The sequence below is a fragment of the Dysgonomonas sp. Marseille-Q5470 genome, assembly GCF_951230145.1.
Classification (GTDB): Bacteria; Bacteroidota; Bacteroidia; order Bacteroidales; family Dysgonomonadaceae; genus Dysgonomonas.
The window spans coordinates 118,336-139,217 of the sequence record NZ_CATNVE010000004.1; the positions used below are offsets into that span (position 1 = coordinate 118,336).

Sequence of the window (20,882 nt, forward strand, 5' to 3'; positions counted from 1 at the left end):
CTTATGAAAATAATACAGGCTATTTTTGTCTCCGGACTTGCTCTCTGTCTATTAAACTGTGCTAATAATAAAGATAAAAGTGTCGCAGAGGAAGCTTCTGCAATATCTGATGAAGCATTAATAGATACGGTACAGCGGAAGACATTCCAATATTTCTGGGATGGGGCAGAGCCTATGAGCGGTATGGCTCGTGAACGTTTCCATGTCGATGGAGACTATGGCAAATATGACAAAAATACGGTGACATCAGGTGGTAGTGGTTTTGGGATAATGGCTATTATCTCCGGCATAGAGCGAGGATATATCACCAGAGCACAAGGCTTAGAAAGATTTAATAAGATAATTGGTTTTCTCGAAAAAGCTGACTCATTTCAAGGTGTATTTCCTCACTGGTGGAATGGAGAAACAGGTAAAGTAGTAGGGTTCAGTGATAAAGACAATGGTGGAGATTTGGTGGAAACATCATTCCTTTTTCAAGGTCTTCTTGCTGTACATCAATACTATATAAACGGAACAGATGAAGAAAAATCTCTAGCCGCACGTATCGATAAGCTTTGGAAGGCTGTAGACTGGAATTGGCATCGCAATGGTACAAACCAATTGTACTGGCATTGGAGTCCTGAGCATTCTTGGGAAATGAATTTCTCTATACATGGTTATAATGAATGTCTTATAACATTTATTCTTGCCGCTTCATCTCCTACTCATGGTGTTCCTGCAAGTGTGTATGAGCAAGGATGGGGAGAGAATGGAAAGATTATCGGCCCGCATGAGGTAGAAGGTTACAAGTTGAATATGCGTTATCAAGGTACAGAGGTAGGGCCTTTGTTCTGGGCACATTATTCTTTCTTAGGCTTAGACCCAAGAGGACTAAAGGATAAGTATGCAGATTATTTTGAAGAAATGAAAAATTATACGCTGATAAACAGGGCGTATTGCATCCGAAATCCGAAAGGATATAAAGGTTATGGTGATGACTGTTGGGGGCTGACTGCCAGCTATTCGGTAAAAGGATATGCGGCTCATGAGCCAACCGAAAGAGGAGATCTTGGCGTGATAACGCCTACTGCCGCACTATCTTCTATTGTTTACACTCCCGAAGAGTCGATGAAAGTGATGAGGAAGCTCTATGGCATGCGAGATAAATTGATGGGGCCTTACGGTTTTTATGACGCCTTTAGTGAAACTGACAACTGGTATCCCCAGAAGTATTTGGCAATAGATCAGGGTACAACTGTGGTAATGCTCGAAAATTACCGAACAGGATTATTGTGGAATCTGTTTATGAGTCATCCGGATGTTCAAAACGGACTGAAGAAACTGGGATATGAATCCCCTCATTTGAAGTAATGTGTTATTTTAAGATATGAAAAGATTAAGTATATTATTGTTATTTATTACATCGACTTTCTGGCTGTCGGCGCAGCAAAAAACATATTGTAATCCTATCAATATTGATTATGGATATGGCCCTATTCCCAACTTTCTGACTTGGGGAAAGCATCGTGCCACGGCAGATCCTGCAATTGTGAATTATAAAGGAGATTACTATCTGTTTTCTACCAATCAAACAGGGTATTGGTGGAGTAGCGATATGTCTGACTGGCATTTTGTGTCACGTCATTTTCTTACACAAGAGGCTATTGACAATACGCCAAACAAGTGGGACGATCTTTGTGCCCCAGCAGCATGGGTACAAGGCGACTCGCTCTGTGTGTTCGGTTCTACTTATTCTCGCCTTTTTCCTATTTGGGTGAGTACCAATCCCAAAGGAAATGAGTGGAGTAAAGCCGTAGAGCGATTCGATATCGGGGGCTGGGATCCGGCTTTCTTTGTTGACGACGACGAGCGTCTTTATATGTATAACGGGAGTAGCAACGTATATCCATTGTATGGCATAGAACTCAAACGCAGTAATTTTCAACCCATAGGAACACGCAAAGAACTCTTGCTGCTTGATGATGAGCGCATCGGTTGGCATCGGTTTGGAGAACATATGGATAATACTTTCCTAAAGCCGTTTATGGAAGGTGCATGGATGACAAAGCATAATGGAAAATATTACCTGCAATGGGGTGGTCCGGGGACAGAATTTAGTCACTATGGAGATGGTGTAGCAGTCAGTGACAGTCCTCTAGGCTACTTTGAGCATGTATCTCTCCCGCTAAGTATGAAGGCCGGAGGTTTTATAAGAGGTGCGGGACATGGAGCTACATTTCAGGACAATTGGAAGAATTACTGGCATACCTCCACAATGGTGATTAATGTAAAAAATAATTTTGAGCGTCGCATCGGTATCTGGCCTGCCGGATTCGATAAAGATGATGTCATGTATTGTAATACTGCATTTGGAGACTATCCTCACTATTTGCCAAATAGTGAAGCAGATCATTTGCAGAGCCGATTTACAGGTTGGATGCTGTTGAACTATAATAAGCCGGTGCGAGTGTCATCTACCCTTGGGGCTTTTTATGCAAATAACATAGTCGACGAAAACGTCAAAACATATTGGAGTGCTCAGACAGCGAACAAAGGAGAATGGCTGATCTCCGATCTGGGGCAAATTTCTACTGTACATGCTATACAGATTAATTATGCCGATCAGGATGTAGAGCTTATGGGCAAGCAAATAGGAACATATCACCAGTATATGGTTTATTATTCTTTGGATGGGAAGAAGTGGAGCGTGCTGATTGATAAAAGTAAAAATCAGAAAGATGTGCCTCACGATTATGTGGAGTTGACAAAGCCTGTTGAGGCTCGTTATCTGAAACTTGAAAATATACATATGCCGACCGGTAAATTTGCAATATCAGGATTCAGAGCTTTTGGATTGGGAAAAGGTGATAAGCCCAAAGCAGTGGAAGACTTCATTGTTTTACGTTCAGATATGACAGACAAACGTAACGGGTGGCTGAAGTGGAAACCTGTAGACGGAGCTTATGCTTATAATATATACATCGGGCAAGAGCCAGATAAACTCTATAACTGTGTAATGGTATATAATGTAAATGAATACTATTATCCGGGTATGGATAAAACAAAGCCTTATTATTTTGCGATAGAGGCTATCAATGAGAACGGCACATCTGAGTGGACTAGGGCTCAGGCTTTATAAAGGATTTTTTGGTAGTTTTAGTTGTAACTAAAAAACACTCGTAGTGATTTATGCGCTACGAGTGTTTTGTTTTTAGATCAAATCAATTATTATTTACTTTGTAATATATATAAAGAATCGAAAAAATAGCATTAGATAATAAAAAGTAAAGATTGTAATAACTATCTTGAAAAATAAATCTTTACTTCGTAAGGTAATACTCTTAAAGAAGAAAAGATGGAAATATTATCTAAAATATTAATAGGTCTTGTAGCTCTTGAACATATCTATATTCTTTGGATCGAGATGTTTGCATGGACAACAAAAGGTCGTTCAACTTTCAAAAGTATTCCCGATGAATTGTTCGAGAAAACAAAAGGATTGGCTGCTAATCAAGGTCTATACAATGGTTTTCTTGTCGCCGGGCTTATCTGGTCACTGTTGATTGGAGATTCTGATTGGAGTCATAATATAGCATTGTTCTTTCTTAGTTGTGTTGCTATTGCAGGCATTTATGGCGCTGTCACTGCTCAAAAATCGATCTTTTTCAAGCAGGCAGTACCTGCTCTGATTGCAATTATTATTTTATTATTGAAATGATTCTGGGCTATGCATGAACAACTGATCAATGATATTTCAATTAGGTATAAAATACAATCACAAGACATAGAACTGTGTAAAACACTTTTTCAGCTAGTATTGATGCCAAAGAACAGAATTTTGGAAGAAGAAGGAAAAATTCCTCAGCATTTATATTATATCATATCGGGATTTATGCGCCTGTTTTATTATAACGATAATGGAGATGAAGTTACTACGCATCTCAATTGTCCTCACGGTTTCTTCACTGCCTTTTCAGATTTTATAAACCAAACAAAAGCTTCGGTAAATGTAGAGACTGTTACCGAATGCGAACTACTTCGTATAACTAAACCGGATTATGATAAATTGATAAGTATAAGTACGTTTTGGAAAGATTATGGGATGCAGGTTTTGCAGGAGTCGGTAGTCTATAATGAAGAGCGGTCTAAAGATTTGGCAACCTTATCAGCCGAACAACGTTATCTTAAACTAATGAAATCTTATCCGAACATTATTCAGAATGTTCCATTGCAATATATCGCCTCCTTCCTTGGTATAAAACCGGAAAGTCTTAGCCGTATAAGACGAAATCTGATTAACTAACAAAAGTCAAGTGTAATTGATTTTACGATTCCGAATTTTGTGTCATAATTATTAAATATAAAACAATGACACAGAAGAATATCGTTTTAGTTACCGGAGCAAACGGACATTTAGGAAATAACTTAGTAAGACTTTTAATTGCCAAAGGATATCAAGTAAGAGCATCTGTCCGCAATATCAAGAATACAAAACCATTCGAGGGGCTTGATTGCGAAGTGGTACAGGCAGATATAACCGATAAGAACTCAATGCTTCAGGCTTTGCGTGGCGTTGATACTTTTTATGCGGTAGGAGCCGTCTTTAAGCTGTGGGCAAAAGATCCGCAAAAAGAAATTTACGATGTGAATATGAATGGCTGCAAAGTCATGATAGAAGCAGCAGCCCGAGCCGGAGTAAAGCGAATTGTGTATGTCAGTTCCATTGCCGCATTAGATTACACAAAAGGAATACCAATCAATGAAGAATCAGGTTACAATCCCGACCGTAGGGATATGTATTATAACTCAAAAAATGATGCGGAGAAACTCGCTTTCGAATTAGCAAAGAAGCATGATATAGAATTGGTTGCTGTATTACCTTCAGCCATGATAGGGGGCGTGATAGCAGACCGCTTGAGTAATTCGAATGAAATATTAAAGGCGATATTGAACAATAAATTGCCTATCGAAACCAAGATAACCCTCAACTGGATAGATGTAAATGACGTGGCAGAAGGTTGTGTTTTGGCTGCAACGAAGGGTAAGTCGGAAGAACGATATATCTTGGCGAATGAAAAATGTATGACTATTACTGAGTCAATCAAATTGGCTGATGAATTGTTTCCGCAACTGAGGCTTAAAAAGCCGATACCTGTTCCTCGGTTTGTCCTTTATTTATTCGGTGCTCTGTTAGGATTTGGTGCTAAAATATCTGGGAAAGCTCCTGCTATGACTACCAAAGAAGTGAATATGTTTTATGGGTTGGTACAGGATTTTGATATATCTAAATCCCGAAGAGAGCTCGGTTTTAGTCCGAAGTCTTCTAAGCAAGCTTTGAAATCGGCTTTGTTGTATATGTGGGAAGAAAGAGAAAGATTATTAAAGTAATTATATAATAAAACTTGTTATAATTTAATCTAAAATCGGTCGAGATTGTTGTATATGGTAAAAGCAATAAATATGAGTATATACAATTTTACCGTAAAGGATAGTAAAGGGAATGATGTTCCTTTATCCAACTATAAAGGGAAGGTGCTGCTAATAGTTAATACTGCAACAGCATGTGGTTTCACCCCACAGTATAAAGATTTGCAGGACTTATACCTTAAGTATAAAGATCAGGGGTTCGAAATATTGGACTTTCCCTGCAATCAGTTCGGGAAACAGGCTCCGGGAACAAATGAAGAGATTACCTCGTTTTGTGAGATGAAGTATAAAACGACATTTACCACTTTTGGAAAGATTGACGTAAATGGAGAGAATGCCGATCCTCTGTATAAATATCTGAAGGAAAATAGTAAAGGATTTTTAGGCGATTCTATAAAATGGAATTTTACTAAATTCCTGATTGATAGGGAAGGGAATATCGTTGATCGTTATGCTCCAATAACCAATCCATCAAAAATCTCAGGCACGATCGAAAAACTATTAGAAAAATAATATATGCGATTATGGTCTTTACATCCTATGTATCTTGATTCGGCAGGGCTTAATGCCTCCTGGCGTGAGGGCTTATTAGCTAAGAATGTGCTTTTAGGGAATACAAAAGGTTATACGAATCATCCTCAGTTGATTCGTTTTAAGAATAGCCCCGATCCCAATCTTTATATTGATGCCTTCCTTACTGAAATATATAAAGAGGCTGTAAGACGAAACTATAATTACAGTAAGGAAAAGATCCGTCTCATTGAAAATATACGACCAATCTCTGTAACAAAAGGACAGTTAGAATATGAATTTGAACATCTGAGAAGAAAACTTCAAAAACGAAACCCTGAGTTATTCGATAAATTACCAACATTGGCTAACTTAAATCCACATCCTTTGTTTAAAACGATAGATGGAGACGTTGAGGAATGGGAGGTTATAATGTAATATGAGTATAGTGTAACAATTCCATTGTTTGATTTATACGATATAGACTCTTGCAATGGTTCAATAGTCATAAAAAAATGCAGGCATTGTAAAATGCCTGCATTTTTTAAATTGAATATTAGAACTTTTCTTTATGCTTCTTAACTTCGTCTACTAGTTTCGAAAAAGATTTATCCCTTTTACGTCTTTCATGTTCCGAAGTAGAAAAATGCCAAGCTTCTCTCCTTAGTTTCAGATAGCTCTCATAAACTTTACGGTCTAATGTCCCATTATTTACTGCTTCTAAAACTGCACAGCCGGGTTCGTTTGTATGCTCACAGTCTTTAAAACGACACAGCCCTTCATAGTCAGAAATTTCAAGCATTCCCGAAAGTGAGTCCGGATTTTCAATAGCCAATCCAAATTCTCGAACACCCGGAGTATCAATTAGTACCCCTGATCCTTTCATCAATACCATTTCCCGACGTGTTGAAGTGTGCCTTCCTTTTCCTGTTGACGAACTTATATCGGATGTTAGCAATATTGATTCTTCGCAAAGTGCATTCACCAGAGAACTTTTACCAACACCCGAAGAGCCGACAAAAACAACTGTTTCACCTGCTGCTATGAACTCACGTAGCTGAATAATTGTTTGAGGTTGGTGGATACTTGTAAACAATACAGGCATCCGATCGGCAATGTGTTTGATAGCGTTGCTTATATTCTCTTTCTCAAACTCTAAATCAGCTTTGTTGAGTACCAATACCGGGCTGATGTTTCCCTCCACTATCTGAGCCATAAAACGTTCAGCCCGACGGACATTGAAATTATCATCCAAACTTTGTACAATAAAAGCTTTGTCAACGTACGCCGCAATGGCTTGTTTGTCAGATGCTGTTCCACTTTTCTTTCGAAACAAGGTTCGTTCTCGTGGTAGCATATCAACTATAATCCCTTTCTGGTCATCGAACGGTTGAAAAATTACCCAATCGCCCACACAAGGCAAATCGAAAGTTGATCTACCAAACATCATATTTCCTGTCAGTTCACATTGGAACATCCCATTCTCAGAGATAACCTCATAGCATGTCCGATGGACTATAGATACCCGTCCGTGAGGCAACGCTTTATGGACTGATTCTTGTTTTAGTTGGCTTAATTTATCGCTCCAGCCATGAGTATTTAGATCAATCATAGCTTTATCTTTTTTGCAATGAAAAATGTATAGCCATAGAATTCTTTATACTTGCTGTATAATTCTGCTTCGTAGCGTTGAGATGCAACCAGGTCTTCAGCAGCTTTATTTCCTGCATATTTATTCAGGAAAACTTCTTCAGCATTAGCTTTAGGAGCAAAATAATACTTTGTCCAACACGTTTCGGGTAAAATAAATGTAGCCACAGGGAGATATCCTGCCCGGTGTATTTTGGCTACCTGATTAGGAATCGTATCTATTTCAGGATATGAATTCATCCAGAAATCATTTATTTCGGCCGGACGTTCGTCTGTAAACCATGAACTCTCAGAGATAGCCAAATATCCACCTGTTTTCAAATATTTACGCCATTCGTTCAACCCTCGTTCAAAGCCAATATTATAAATGGCTCCTTCTGACCAAATCAGGTCTAACTCCTCATTCTGAAAAGGAAGATTATCCATTGAGCCTACAATCCCTTTCACTCTGTCTTGCATGCCTAGCTGCTTTGCATTGCGATTCAGAATATTGATAAAGTCGGGAAATAAATCCAGTGCAGTAATCTTTCCTTCAACATGCTTGGCAAGTGTCATGGTCTGCCCTCCTGTACCACAGCCAATGTCGGCAATAAGGGATTTGTCGGTTAGGTTATCAATAAAGCGAAGGGCTGTTAGTGTTGCATCGGTACTACCGGGTCCCTGACGTTCCATGCTAGAGAAAAATTCGCAGATTAAATTAAAATCGAAATCGTGAATTGTTTTATTTTCGTTATTCATTTCGTTATTTGTATTAGCGCACATATGCAAGCATGACAATGCTATAGCACTATTGTACGCAGATTAAAATTAAATTATAATAATATGAATATTCCTCTCAAAAAGGTTTATTTGAGAGTAAACGAAAGGACAATCTGTTTTGAAAGTACAGATTGTTTACAATACCAAATCCGATTTATGTAAAATCTTAGTCATCCGACAAAGATATATAAATATTCAATTATAAATAAAAAAACTGTTCCGGAAGTGATGATTTGATATAAAATCACTCCGGAACAAAGTTTTTCGTCTAATGTTTACTAAAAATTCACTTACCACCAATTATTACCGTTATCTACGGATTGAGCTATTGTTGATTCAGGCTTTTGTGTATTTATTTTTTTCTGTTCTTTGTATACTGTCTTTGCTCCAGGTATAGGAGAGCTTTTTGGGGGTATATTCGTCTCTTCAGTAAGAAGCTCTCGGGTTTTAGAAATCTTTTTGTCTCCTATAATTTTTTCAGCTTCTATAAGCTTTATAGCTAACATTGAAACTTCTACTTTTGGAGTGAATGATACCGACCCATTAATTCTGCATCCTGTTTCCATAATAGCCTTTTTTGCCATAATTGAGCCTTCTATAACAGCCGAACTACTAATTTGTATGGTGTTCGTGCAAAACACATTCCCTTTAACTAACCCCCCGATTGTACAATCGGTAGCAGTTATGTTTCCATCAATAGTCGCAGTAGGATCTACTATGGCCCTATCTTTTACAAAAAAGTTCCCTTTTTGCATTCCTGTAAAGCAAAATCCACCTAAAACAACTTTGTCCTGATTTGATACAGCTATTTCTTCTGCTGTTTCTTTTTCTATAGGTTTGGCTTTTTTTCGTTTGATGAAAAACATTCTTTTATTCTCTATTAATACTATTCTCCTGCGAAATTTGTCACTACAGTTGTTGCATTGCCTATATCAATACCAAGGGCCGATTTTGGCCTGCCGCTTACACGTAAAGAGTTGAGAGCATATCCTTTGCTTGCCAGTGTTTCCGGATTATCCAATACCGTTATCTCTGTGAAATGTCCAAATTCTGCAATAAAACAGTCTACTAACTCCTGATAATACATTGCGCCCCCACATAAGTATATCCGATTTGTTTTCACAAGGTTGGAGTCATTGATAATGCTCCGTAGATTGGGCGATATCACTTCCTGATAGTAGGTCTGGATAACATTTTTACGGATCTCTCTTAAATCAACATTCTGACGATTTAAGAAGATATATCCTCGCTGAAAAGCATCGTCCAGCTGATTTACATTTCTCAACTCGAGATAATATTTACTCCTCAGTTCGTTAATCATTAGATTTACAGCATAGCGGATTCCGTGTGTACTTACCATTGCCTGTTCTACGATTCCCGAATCGGTGCTTAAGATAGATTCGAAAGTGCCAAAGCCGCAACTAAATACAAAAAAACTACCCGAAACATTGGGCTCTCCTTTGCGTATTGCAATTGTGCATCCTACAATTTCGGGAATGACTTCAACTTTTTGCACATCCAGCACAATTTTCTTTTTATTTCCTGCATTGTGGGTTGATGCATCATAGTCGAGTAAGTGCGTTTTTTTGAAGAATTCAACGGCTCTATCTCTATAAATATAATAGGTTGAGTAGGGGAAGCCTGTTGTAATTGTTAGCGGTTGTTCTATCTTGTCCTGTGCCAGCAGGATTGACGCTTTGGCAAGAAGCTGATAATCGATATCATCAGGAGAGGAGTTTATCAGTTTATGAGGTAACTGTCCTTCGTTCAAGGCTAGATCACCACAGATATACCATTTGTCATTGTGCTGAATCTTCAGACCATGAAGCAAATCTTTAGAGGTTTGGGACAAAACTGTGTTGTTGATCTCAATTAAACTCGGAAAGGATTGAATTTCATACATAGGTTTTTTTCAAAAAAGTGTTTAACAATTAAAAATTAGAATAATAGCATTATATGTTTTATATATTTCTTATAGTGAGGATGGCTTCATTATTATTTCGCCTTCATATATACCCCCCTCGTCCATACTCAGATTTTCTGTATTGAGTCTCCCTGTTATTTGTCCCGAACACTTTATTACTACAGCTTCGGAAGCTGATATGTCTCCTTCGATATGTCCAAAGACAATGAGTTTTTTTGTATTCACATTTCCTCTTATTGTCCCTGTCATTCCTATCACCACCGTTTCAGCTTGCTCAATGTTTCCTATTATAGTACCTTCGATACGAATCGCTCGGGTTTGCTTGATATTACCTCGAAGAGTAAAGCTTTCACAAATTACTGTCGGCATTAATGAGGCTAGATCATCCGGTTGATCGTTTCTTTGAGTTTGTTTTTTTATCATGATATACTATTCACTTATCTTCGTATATATAAAGAATAGGGATGCTCCCCGGACAAAGAATTGCTAGCACTAAATTAGAGTATAATCATGTAGTGGATCTAAAAAAGGGAGTGGGACAAAAAGGGGACAATTAAAAATATTATTGTACAATCGCTGTATGTGTCTGATTAATATATGTATATGGAAAGGGGAAAAGAGAGGCGGATGAATAAGGATGCTCTATCTAATAATACATTTTTAATAAAAGAACAGGGTTACCCAATGTTTGGATAACCCCGCTCTTTCGTTTTTTTATTCTATTCTTCGTCCAGTTAATCTATATATTTTGAATAAATGATACTAGGTTCGTATCTCGTTCAATCTCGAGTTTCTTTCGTAAACGCTGCCGTGCTTTTTTGAGTGCTTCCTCCGATTGGAATGTTATTTGTGCTATTTGTTTGTTCGTCATATTCAATTTCAGAAATACGCATAGCTTACGTTCGTTCTGAGTCAGCATTGGAAAATGGTCATTAAGATTTTTATAAAATGAAGGATGCACCTTTTGAAATAAAATCTCAAACTCTTCCCAGTTAGAATTATATGTCTGTGACCTATAATCGAAAATCAAAGATTTTATATCGTCTCTTACTTCAGGGGTCGTGTTCTTCTCAATATTCTCTAGCATCTTTATGCTGCGCACGTCACGCTCGGCAGTTTGTACAAGTTTAAGGGTTGCTGAGGTCATTTCCTTTTGATTTTTCTCTAGTTCGGCATTGATCTCTTCCAACTCTAACCGAAGAAGCTGCTTTTTCAGCCTATACGAACGGGTAGTCATTATAACGAGTAACAATAAAAGAACGAAGGCTACAATCAAGAAGAGAATGACAGCCCGTTGGCTTTTTATTTTTAATCCTTTATTCTGCGCTTCTATTTCGTAGACTTGTTTTGCCTTATCGTATTTATAAGCACTCTCTAAGTCTGCAAGTTTCTTTATATTATTTTCGTTGAATATACTGTCGTTGTATAATTTATATAGCATATGATTCTGATATGCTGCCTGATAATTATTTGTTGCGGCATAAATCTCCGATAGCTGTCCATAAATCTCTTTTTGAAGATTCAGTAATTTCAAATCATTGGCTATCTTCAGCCCTTTTTGGGAATAGTCTAATGCTTCGGCATAACGTTTTTCTTGAATATAGATCAATCCCATTTTTACCCATATCTCAGCTTTTGCTCGCTTTAAATCTATTTTTTCGGCAAGATGAAATGCTTCATTGAGATGATCAAGTGCTTTAGTAAATTCTTTCTCTCGGGTATATATAGTACCCATGTTGACTAAAATGTTAATAGTCAAGCTTAGCTTACTATTACCTCCAATTTTTAAAGATTTTTCGTAGTATTCCAACGCGCGAGGATCATTCATGTTCATATATATATGACCTATGTTAGCCAAACATGAGGATATCTTAAAATTATCTTTTATTTCTTCGGAAATCTTTAATGCTTTTTGAAGATAATTGAGGGCGTCTTTATATTCTCTTTGGTCGGATTGGATTCCGGCAATATTAACAAAATTGGCTACCATTGCTGATTTATCACGGAGCTGCTCGTTAATCTTCAGAGCCTTCAAATGACATTCGAGTGCTACCGCATAGTTACTTTGAGTGCCATAGATCCACGCTAAATTGTTTAAAGCTTTTGACAGAACGGGATAATCCTTTAGTTCTTCGGCCAAGAGAATGGCTCTTTCGAGTATTTCGATAGCTTTTATATATTCTCCTTTTGTACTATGGCTTCGTGCTGCATTAACGAGGCATTTCAGTAAAAGGCTCTTATCATTTATTTCATTCGCTATTTTAAGAGCACGTTCGTATGATTCATCACTTTTGGGGATGTCACCAAGTTCCTTGTATACGTTTCCTATTGCAATCAGACAATTGCATATTACCGTTTGTTCTTTGATGACTTCTGCCATCACAAGGCTTTGTCGAAAATAATTGAGAGAGGATTGTTTGTCGCTTTTAATATAAGCTAATCCGGTTACCCACAGGCTGACGGCCTTCCCCTTAGTGTAATTCAAACGATCTGATATCAGGGCTGATTCGGAGGCATATTTCATTGCTTTTTGGGTATCTTTCGAATATATAATGTAACCTATTTCATTCATTATGTCTACCTTCTCCCGATTATTTGAAGAGTACTGTCTCAATACATTCTCAAGGCTATCCACCTTTTGCATTTGAGCAGAAAGAGTTTGAAAAAAGGTTAATACAAAGAATAGAAATAGAGAGGGAAAACTCAATCTGTTTCTCATATGGCTAAACAAGGTTAGAATTTAAATTATACATCAACGATACGATAATTGATACTGATAAAACCGACTCCTGATATATTTTTAAGAGTGTAAATACACAACAGGCTTTTCTGATTTTTTCCGGTAGATAATTCATAATGTGAATGCAGAGTGAAGCACATTTATAGAACTGTTGTTGTGAATTTGTTGTAAAGTTAAGCTTTTGTATAATTTTAGACAATGTTTCTCATCGAAATAGGTATATGTAAAAACAAAAAAGACTTACGGTTTTATTTTCCTTCTTTCACTTGATTTTCAAAGTGAATTTTAGAGGACTAATTAATCAGGATTTATCACTTCGGCACATATAGTCAAAGGATTAGGCTTTGACGAAGTAATTGCCCCTTTTGTAAACAAATCGAATTACCAAACAGAAATAGATCGCAGCACGTTTTGTGTTGCTCTTACACGAACTATGCACCGATTAAGGCTGATGTGTGAGGAAGATATGTCAGAGTTTCTGGTATAATCTACATAGTTTGTTTTATTTAACAATTCTACATCGCTCAATAAAACAAACTATGCTCAATGAAAGGGATAGCCTAAAATTCAATCTTATAACTAATGTTTGGGATAATAACAGCCTCTCTTTCGGGATCTACCAAATGTGTATTAAAGTTGTAGCGATGACCTTGATAGTCTTTGTAACTAGTTGCATTTAGTACTTTAATAGCAAATTCATGAGATAAACTCTTCTTGTTGATTTTGTAGCTTACATTAAAGTGCAACAGAAATGCCGGGGGTAATTGTTTCGAAAAGGCTTTGCTCTCATCATAAATAGCATCTTCCTCTTTCTGAGATGCATCCAGATTAACAGGCGAGTATCTGTCTCCGCCTTGATAAGATAATCGAATATTAGCATTGAATATATTTTGTTTACTGCGTCCTACCATCCACTCTTTTCCTGCTAATGCATTGAATACAAAGTTTCGGTTATACCTTGTATTTCTCCATTTGTTATCTCCTGCTTTGTAACGAGAATCAAAGAGAGATCCGGTGAACATATAGTAATAACCATCTGACATATACCGTTCAAAGGTTATATCAATACCATAATTGACTCCTTTTCCCTTATTCGAAAGCTTATTGGTTATGAACCAATCATTTTGAAGGTTTATAAACGAAAATGTACTATCACTTATAATAGGAACACTGTATAGTTGTTGAAAATAAGGTTCGATTTTTAGATGATAATCATTTCCAATATTAAGATCATAAGACAGGACTATATGATGAGCTTTTGTAAAATCCATGTTTTTGTTAATAAGTTCACCCTCTTTCGATCTGGTAAAGTAATAATTCAACATTTCGAGCCTGCTATGTAGCCCATATGAAAGAGCTAAAGATTGATTTGGTCTAAATTTCCATGATAATGCTGCTCTGGGCTCTATCGTATAGTTATTATTGAGTGTGAATAATTGCGTATTTATACCAAGATTAAGCGTCCATTTATCTGAAAATTGGAACGATGAGTTCGTATATGCAGACAATAGAGAGCTGAAACCTGATTCATCGGTTATCGTATTCATTGGTTGTTGATGTGTCGCTTCTTTTAAGAGTAGATTATATTTAAGCCCTGTAGCCCTTATTCCTGTTTTATTGGTATGTATCCTACTGTATTTCTTATTTAGCGATGAAGCGAATACAAAGTTCCAATTGGTAGATTTGATTAAGTTTTGTGGAATAGGTTTTACATTCGCATCCATTCTTTCAGTATGCATATCAAGTCCACTCACTGTAGTAGCCAAAGTTGTTTTAAGGGTTGCATTGTTCCACACTCTTAGTTTGTGATTCAGACCAAAAGCTCCCATATATTGTTTTACATCCTGATCTTCTTTATCCTGCATATATTCCCATTTACTAGGGTCAGTTTCTGCCTTTTGCCCCGAGCGATCAATCAAGCCTACTCCCCAGATGGAAAATACACCGGTACTTTTGGTTGGGAAGTTAAGCTTGAAAGATAAGTCCTGATATTTTGTGTTCTCTGCATCTTCGGGTAGCATAGAAGAAAGCAGTCCTAGTGTTGAATACCGGTAATTGAATATATAAGAAGAATTGCTCCCTTTCTTGAATGGGCCTTCGGAAGCAACATCTATTCCCACTAAACCGAGTTGTACTGTATTTTCTCGTTTCTGGTTGTTTCCTGTACGTAAATTCATATCCAATACCCCTGATAAAGCATTTGAGTATTCGGCAGGGAATGCACCTGTCATAAAATCAGAATTGCCTAGTACAAAACTGCTTAATGCCGATAGCCCTCCACCTCCGAATGTCGTTACTTCTGCAAAGTGGTTCGGATTGGGGATTTCAACATCTTCCATTCTCCATTGTAGAAATTTAGGTGCATTTCCTCTGACAACAATACCATTATTCCCTACACTGCTTGTTACACCTGCAAAAGATGTTGCTAATCTAGGCGGATCATCGAAACCTCCTGCGTACCGGCTTGCTTCTTCTACACTCAACATACGGGCACTGCCTAATGCCATATTATTTAAGGGTTGTGATTTATTTATCTGAGGAGTGACAACAATCTCATCAAGTTGTTTCGAGTTTTCGACCATTGCAATTTCCAGATACAATTCTTTAGACGAAGACAATAGTTGCTCTTTTATTATAATAGGATTATAGCCGATTAATGTCACTTGAATATCATAGCGTCCTATCGGAACATTTTGTATTTTAAATTGTCCTAAGCTATCTGTACTTACACCTAAGGGGATTTTGCTATTTAGTACAGCTACCGTTGCGTATTCAATAGGGTTATTCGATTCTTTGTCATATACCACACCTCGTATATTCTGAGATGATTGTGCATATAATATACCTAACGACAGGACGTTTAATAAAAGAAATAATAACGTTTTGTTCATGATTTTACCTACTTTTGTTTTGTACAAAGTAAGAAACTGTCCCCTAGGAGATCAATACTGATTTATCATTATATTGCCCGTATGGAAGATTTACAGAAGGAACATGCACGGCTTTTATCATTGCAGAGTTTTAATGAAGCTGATCTTGACTACTCTCTACTCGAATATCATAAGCAAATGCTCTCTCATTTGGCTAAAGTCTCCAATAGCGGGATAACGGTTTTTGATATGTATAAGAGGAAGCACGTATATACATCGTTCAATTTTGGAGGAATATTTGGCGATTGTAAAGAAGGTATAGATGAACGTGTGCATCCTGACGATTTACGTTCTTTAATTAGAAACGGTATTGCAGCGCTCAAATTTTTACATGCGAATAAAGAAAACTTACAGGATTATAAAATGATCTCAGAGTTTCGTATTTGCAACGCTATCGGTCAGTATGTGAGAGTGGTGGAACAATACACCTTATTGGAAAAAGATAAATCGGGAAATGCATGGTTATCGTTAAGTGTTTTGGATTTATCACCAGACCAGAGCGCATTTAAAACGGTGAGAGGACATATCTTAAATGTAAAAGAAAATACGTTTTTCCCTATTGAAAACCTATTGTCTCCAAAAGCATCGGATCTTACCACTAGAGAGATCGCTGTTTTACAGTTAATAAAAGAAGGCTTACTGAGCAAGGAAATTTCAGAACAGTTATTTATTAGTGTCCACACCGTTAATACGCATCGACAAAGGATATTGGAAAAGTTAGATGTAAATAATTCTATGGAAGCTGTTAAATATGCTTCAGCATTGGGGTTGATCAGCTAAGAAAATTGTAGTGTAGCCTTTTGATATTGAACCTGCACTTATCATGAAAAATAAAGTATAAAGAGATAATGAAGAAAGATAAAGTAAAAGAGATTTTCGATACTACAGCTGATTCTTACGATAAAACATGGGAGAAGCTTAGCGCCATTAGTAACTCTCTACATCTGTTGATGGGGGCGATATTTTCTGAGTTGCCTGAAAAAGCGAAAATACTTTGTGTCGGAGCAGGTACGGGAGCTGAAATAATCTATCTGGCTAAAAGGTTTTCAACTTGGAACTTTATTGCTGTTGATCCCTCTTCTGCTATGCTTGATGTTTGCCGTACACGTTTATCTGAGTTAGGAATGGAAGATCGATGTGAATTTTATGCCGATTATTTAGAGAATCTATCATTACCCGATACTTATGATGCAGCAACCTCTATTCTTGTTTCACAATTTATAGATGAAAAAGATTCTCGTATTGACTTTTTTAGAAATATTCAAAGACATCTTAAAAGTAAAGGAATTCTCATAAATGCCGACCTGTCGAATGAAATAGGTTCTTATGAATATGAGCATATATTGGATGTCTGGTCAAAAATGATGTCGGAGGGAGGTGTTCCGCAAAGCATTGAAAAAATTCGCCAAAGTCATAAGGAAGGAGTTTCATTATTGGCTCAAGAAGAAGTTGCAAAAATTATACAATCAGCAGGCTTTGAAAGACCTGTACAGTTTTATCAGATGGCATTTATACATGGTTGGTTTTGCCAGAAAAGGGATTGATGTTAGAAATTAGGCTTTTTCCCTTTTTAAGAATATTCCTTTCCTTGCTTGCAAATACGTAACATAATAGGATATTCACCATTTTTTAATGTCTTAGACTTGTAACAAACTCCATTAACAGCAGTATTCATAATGTTTTTTCGGTTTAAGTCTTGGTTTAAGTCTGACTTTAAAAACCATCGAGGAATAGAGACGAATAAAAACAAAAAAGACTTACAATTTCTCGTAAGTCTTTTTTGTTTTGGTGGGCGTTGACGGACTCATTTTCACCCATCTAACCTGTATGCTGTCAGTGCATTAACTATATTGTGTTTTTCCTTTTTCACTCGGTTCTCACTTCGTTTTGAAAGTGATTTTTAGAGGACTTTTCCTCTCTAAGCGATGAAGTAAAGGTAAGAATTATTTTGATATAACAAACTTAATGTAAACAAAATTGTTTATCTTTGTAAAAAGAGTTGTTTATGAATAATCTTACCGACATAATAAAAGGCATTCATCCTGGTAAATTCATTGAGAGGGAATTGAAAAAGAAGAACCTTACTCAACGTGCGTTGGCTGAGGAGACAGGTATTCCATTCCAAACTATTAATGCTATAATTGCAGGTAGACGTAATTTGACTACTGAACAAGCCTTAAAAATAGATCAGATATTAGGATATGAGGAAGGCTTTTTTGCTATTCTTCAAACTCACTATGATATTAAGCAGTATAAAGAAAAAGAATTAGCCAGTATTTATACAGAAGCTCCCCACATTCGCAAATCTTTGTTTTGGGATGCTGATTTCAATAAAATTAATTGGGCGAAATATAAGAATGCTGTTATCAAACGTGTTTTTGAAAGAGGAAGCAAAGACGAAATAGAAGAAATTACTCGATATTATAATCTATCAACTAAATAAAGCATTGAACAATGGCTATCAAACTGCATTATGAAACGGTTACCCCTTTGTTGAGAAAGATTCTCAAAGAAATTATGGATAACCCTATATTTGAACCTTTCTATTTGGTTGGTGGAACTTCCCTTAGTTTACGTTTAGGTCATAGAATTTCGGTTGACATTGATTTGTTTACCAATGCTCCTTATGGTAGTTTGGACTTCTCTGTTTATGAGAAATTCTTTCAAGACAACTATAAATATTATTATTGTACAGACACATCAAATATTGTCGGTTTTGGTCGTTCATACTATGTCGGAGAATCAGCAGATGAAAATATAAAAATTGATTTATATTACCATGATGAGATTATTAATCCTTGTGATGTGATAGATAATATTCGAATTGCTAGTCTTGACGATGTTGTTGCAATGAAAGTAGATGTTATTTCTCGTGGTGGTCGCAAAAAAGATTTTTGGGACTTACACGAACTTTTAAATACTTATTCTATTCCTCAAATGCTAGAACTACATAAACAACGACATGAATATACTCATGAGCGGGATCAGATTATCACTAATTTTACAGACTTCGCTTCTGCCGATGAAGATATTGATCCCATCTGCCTGAAAGGAAAAGAATGGGAGTTGATAAAGTTGGATTTTGTGGAGATATTAAGCCAATAGTAGTAATTTTTACTATGGGTTTATTTATTATTTTATACCCTTAAGGGTGTATTTTATGTTCTTTTTTTAAAATTAGCACCTAAAGGGTATAATTATAAAAAATAGTCATTGCCAGATTACGTTAAGCAAATGCGAAAGCAATACCGTTTAACTTAAATAGACCTCTCCCAAAAAGCTGGGGTAGGACTCCGATTTGTTCGGGAACTGAAACAAGGCAAACAAACCTTGCGAATGGATAAGGTCAATCAGGTGTTAAACTTATTTGAAGCAGAGCTAGCAACAGCTCTAATCGATAAGGATAAATTCGAATAGTAAGCTAAATTATTTTAGTTTATCTAATAATAAGATAACTAGATGCAGGGATAAATATCTTTTTATATATTTGCTTAAAGTTAAATTAGATTTAAAAATGTTATTATGTCAGAGTTAAGAAATATAGATCTCAAAGATTTAAAATTAGATTTATTCAATTACAGAACTTTGCCACAAAAGACTGAAATTGATTCTATTAATACAATGATTGCTATTAAACCGAATAAGTTTTTTGGCATATTAGAAAGTATTATCGATGATGGCTATGTTGTTCGAGAACTTTTGATAATTCTACAGAAAGATAACGAGTATATCGTAAAAGAAGGCAACCGAAGGATTGCTGCATTGAAGCTTATTCATGGGATTTATGATCCAAATAAATTCCCTATACCAGACAATATCCTAGAAAAAATAAAAAAAATGGATGCGTTATGGCTTGATAACAACAAAGATATTCCATGTGTGATATATGAGTTAGACCAAAGTGATGCTGTTGATAAAATAATAAATCAAACACATGGGAAGGGAGAGGTTGCAAGCCGTGATCCTTGGACATCTGTTGCAAAAGCAAGACATAATAGGGATAAGAATAATGCTCCTGAATTTGGGCTAACCCTCCTAGAAAAATATTTATTAGAAGGTAAAAATTTGACTCCAATAGAGAAAGAGGTATGGAGTGGAGATTTTTCAATAACTATATTAGATGAAGCAATTCGGGTTATATTCTCTAGATTAAACTATAATTCAGTAAAAGAACTTGTTGATGATTATCCATCTACAAAATGGAAGAATAGCTTGGATAATATGATGAAGGCAATAGGAGATGGAGATTTAACCTTTAATATACTGAGAGATAAGCAAAATGATTTTGCTATAAAGTACGGTTTCCCTGAACTTCAAGTAGATATCCCTAATAATGGGAATGGCAAAGATGACAATGCTTCTAATAATGGAAAGGGGAGTGACTTAAATCCGAATGAAGGCTCTGGAGAAAATAATCAGCCAGAGAAAGGTAATCCATCTGAGACAAATCCTCCTAAGCCGATCCCTAAGAAGAAACCAGTGGCCTACCCAATGAATAGTCCTAAGCATGTTGCTAGATTATTAAAGAATTTTCAACCTTGCGGAGAAAATAGGCAAAAAGTAGTAACCCTTAGGGATGAAATGAAAATACTTGCAATTAATAAAAACCCTCTAGCTTTTTGCTTTTTATTACGAAGTATGTTTGAAATCTCAGCTGTTGCATATGCAAACGATAACAGTATTGAAACTACAATTCCTACAGGGAACAATGGAATTAAACATAAACCGTTAGCAAAGTTGCTTAATGAAGTTGTAGATCATTTAACAAATAATAGAAAAGATAAAGAAATGGAGAAGAAACTTCATGCCTCAATAATTGAAATATCAAAAGCTGAAAGTATCTTATCTGTAACTTCAATGAATCAGTTGGTTCATAATCCTAATTTTTCGGTTTTACCTACAGATATTTGTACTACTTTTAGTGGAATTTATCCTCTATTAGAAGTAATGAATCAATAAAATA

General features: G+C 36.3%; 20 protein-coding genes. 13 read left to right on the top strand and 7 right to left on the bottom strand.

Features of this window, described 5'->3' with window-relative positions; all coding sequences use genetic code 11:
* Positions 1-3 precede the first annotated feature (3 nt).
* The 7 genes from QOX35_RS09010 (at position 4) to QOX35_RS09040 (ending at position 6,354) form a co-directional block, all read left to right on the top strand.
* Positions 4-1,350, top strand: coding sequence for a glucoamylase family protein (locus QOX35_RS09010; RefSeq protein WP_502846762.1), 1,347 nt, complete (start codon positions 4-6; stop codon positions 1,348-1,350).
* Positions 1,351-1,366: 16 nt separating this feature from the next.
* Positions 1,367-3,118, top strand: coding sequence for a family 43 glycosylhydrolase (locus QOX35_RS09015; protein WP_283686644.1), 1,752 nt, complete (start codon positions 1,367-1,369; stop codon positions 3,116-3,118).
* A gap of 216 nt (positions 3,119-3,334) precedes the next feature.
* Positions 3,335-3,697: a DUF1304 domain-containing protein gene (locus QOX35_RS09020; RefSeq protein ID WP_283686645.1), complete on the top strand. Its 363-nt coding sequence runs from the start codon at positions 3,335-3,337 to the stop codon at positions 3,695-3,697.
* Between the two features lie 102 nt (positions 3,698-3,799).
* Complete coding sequence (locus QOX35_RS09025; protein ID WP_283686646.1) at positions 3,800-4,282, top strand: Crp/Fnr family transcriptional regulator; 483 nt, start codon at positions 3,800-3,802, stop codon at positions 4,280-4,282.
* A 65-nt stretch (positions 4,283-4,347) separates the two neighbouring features.
* Positions 4,348-5,367 carry an NAD-dependent epimerase/dehydratase family protein gene (locus QOX35_RS09030; protein ID WP_283686647.1) on the top strand — a complete coding sequence of 340 codons (1,020 nt, stop codon included), beginning with the start codon at positions 4,348-4,350 and terminating at the stop codon, positions 5,365-5,367.
* Between the two features lie 72 nt (positions 5,368-5,439).
* Positions 5,440-5,919, top strand: a complete 480-nt coding sequence (locus QOX35_RS09035; RefSeq protein ID WP_283686648.1) for a glutathione peroxidase — start codon at positions 5,440-5,442, stop codon at positions 5,917-5,919.
* A 3-nt stretch (positions 5,920-5,922) separates the two neighbouring features.
* Positions 5,923-6,354: a pyrimidine dimer DNA glycosylase/endonuclease V gene (locus QOX35_RS09040; RefSeq protein ID WP_283686649.1), complete on the top strand. Its 432-nt coding sequence runs from the start codon at positions 5,923-5,925 to the stop codon at positions 6,352-6,354.
* 118 nt (positions 6,355-6,472) lie between these two features.
* Here the strand turns inward: QOX35_RS09040 and rsgA are convergent, their stop codons facing one another.
* The 7 genes from rsgA to QOX35_RS09075 form a co-directional block, all read right to left on the bottom strand.
* Positions 6,473-7,528: a ribosome small subunit-dependent GTPase A gene (rsgA, locus tag QOX35_RS09045; protein ID WP_283686650.1), complete on the bottom strand. Its 1,056-nt coding sequence runs from the start codon at positions 7,526-7,528 to the stop codon at positions 6,473-6,475.
* Positions 7,525-8,304: a class I SAM-dependent methyltransferase gene (locus QOX35_RS09050; protein WP_283686651.1), complete on the bottom strand. Its 780-nt coding sequence runs from the start codon at positions 8,302-8,304 to the stop codon at positions 7,525-7,527. The genes rsgA and QOX35_RS09050 overlap by 4 nt, the downstream gene beginning before the upstream one ends.
* A 311-nt stretch (positions 8,305-8,615) precedes the next feature.
* Entirely contained in the window at positions 8,616-9,191 is a 576-nt protein-coding gene (locus QOX35_RS09055; RefSeq protein WP_135104550.1) for a polymer-forming cytoskeletal protein, read from the bottom strand.
* A 20-nt stretch (positions 9,192-9,211) separates the two neighbouring features.
* On the bottom strand, positions 9,212-10,228 hold the full coding sequence (locus tag QOX35_RS09060; RefSeq protein ID WP_283686652.1) for a ParM/StbA family protein: 1,017 nt from the start codon (positions 10,226-10,228) through the stop codon (positions 9,212-9,214).
* 69 nt (positions 10,229-10,297) lie between these two features.
* Positions 10,298-10,672: a bactofilin family protein gene (locus QOX35_RS09065; RefSeq protein WP_135104552.1), complete on the bottom strand. Its 375-nt coding sequence runs from the start codon at positions 10,670-10,672 to the stop codon at positions 10,298-10,300.
* Between the two features lie 316 nt (positions 10,673-10,988).
* Complete coding sequence (locus tag QOX35_RS09070) at positions 10,989-12,968, bottom strand: tetratricopeptide repeat protein (protein WP_283686653.1); 1,980 nt, start codon at positions 12,966-12,968, stop codon at positions 10,989-10,991.
* Positions 12,969-13,549: 581 nt separating this feature from the next.
* Positions 13,550-15,880 (bottom strand): TonB-dependent receptor, encoded by a 2,331-nt coding sequence (locus QOX35_RS09075; protein WP_283686654.1) that lies wholly within the window; start codon positions 15,878-15,880, stop codon positions 13,550-13,552.
* Between the two features lie 81 nt (positions 15,881-15,961).
* On the opposite strand from QOX35_RS09075, the gene QOX35_RS09080 reads away from it, so the two are divergent.
* From QOX35_RS09080 to QOX35_RS09105, 6 genes are all read left to right on the top strand, one after another.
* Positions 15,962-16,699 (top strand): response regulator transcription factor, encoded by a 738-nt coding sequence (locus tag QOX35_RS09080; protein WP_283686655.1) that lies wholly within the window; start codon positions 15,962-15,964, stop codon positions 16,697-16,699.
* A gap of 68 nt (positions 16,700-16,767) precedes the next feature.
* Complete coding sequence (locus QOX35_RS09085) at positions 16,768-17,463, top strand: class I SAM-dependent methyltransferase (RefSeq protein ID WP_283686656.1); 696 nt, start codon at positions 16,768-16,770, stop codon at positions 17,461-17,463.
* A gap of 461 nt (positions 17,464-17,924) precedes the next feature.
* A complete protein-coding gene (locus tag QOX35_RS09095) occupies positions 17,925-18,362 on the top strand; it encodes a HigA family addiction module antitoxin (protein ID WP_283686657.1) in 438 nt (145 codons plus the stop codon).
* 11 nt (positions 18,363-18,373) lie between these two features.
* Positions 18,374-19,024 carry a nucleotidyl transferase AbiEii/AbiGii toxin family protein gene (locus QOX35_RS09100; RefSeq protein ID WP_283686658.1) on the top strand — a complete coding sequence of 217 codons (651 nt, stop codon included), beginning with the start codon at positions 18,374-18,376 and terminating at the stop codon, positions 19,022-19,024.
* Positions 19,025-19,180: 156 nt separating this feature from the next.
* A complete protein-coding gene (locus QOX35_RS16475) occupies positions 19,181-19,336 on the top strand; it encodes a helix-turn-helix domain-containing protein (protein ID WP_502846763.1) in 156 nt (51 codons plus the stop codon).
* Between the two features lie 105 nt (positions 19,337-19,441).
* Positions 19,442-20,878 carry a ParB/RepB/Spo0J family partition protein gene (locus QOX35_RS09105; RefSeq protein WP_283686659.1) on the top strand — a complete coding sequence of 479 codons (1,437 nt, stop codon included), beginning with the start codon at positions 19,442-19,444 and terminating at the stop codon, positions 20,876-20,878.
* Positions 20,879-20,882: the final 4 nt, after the last annotated feature.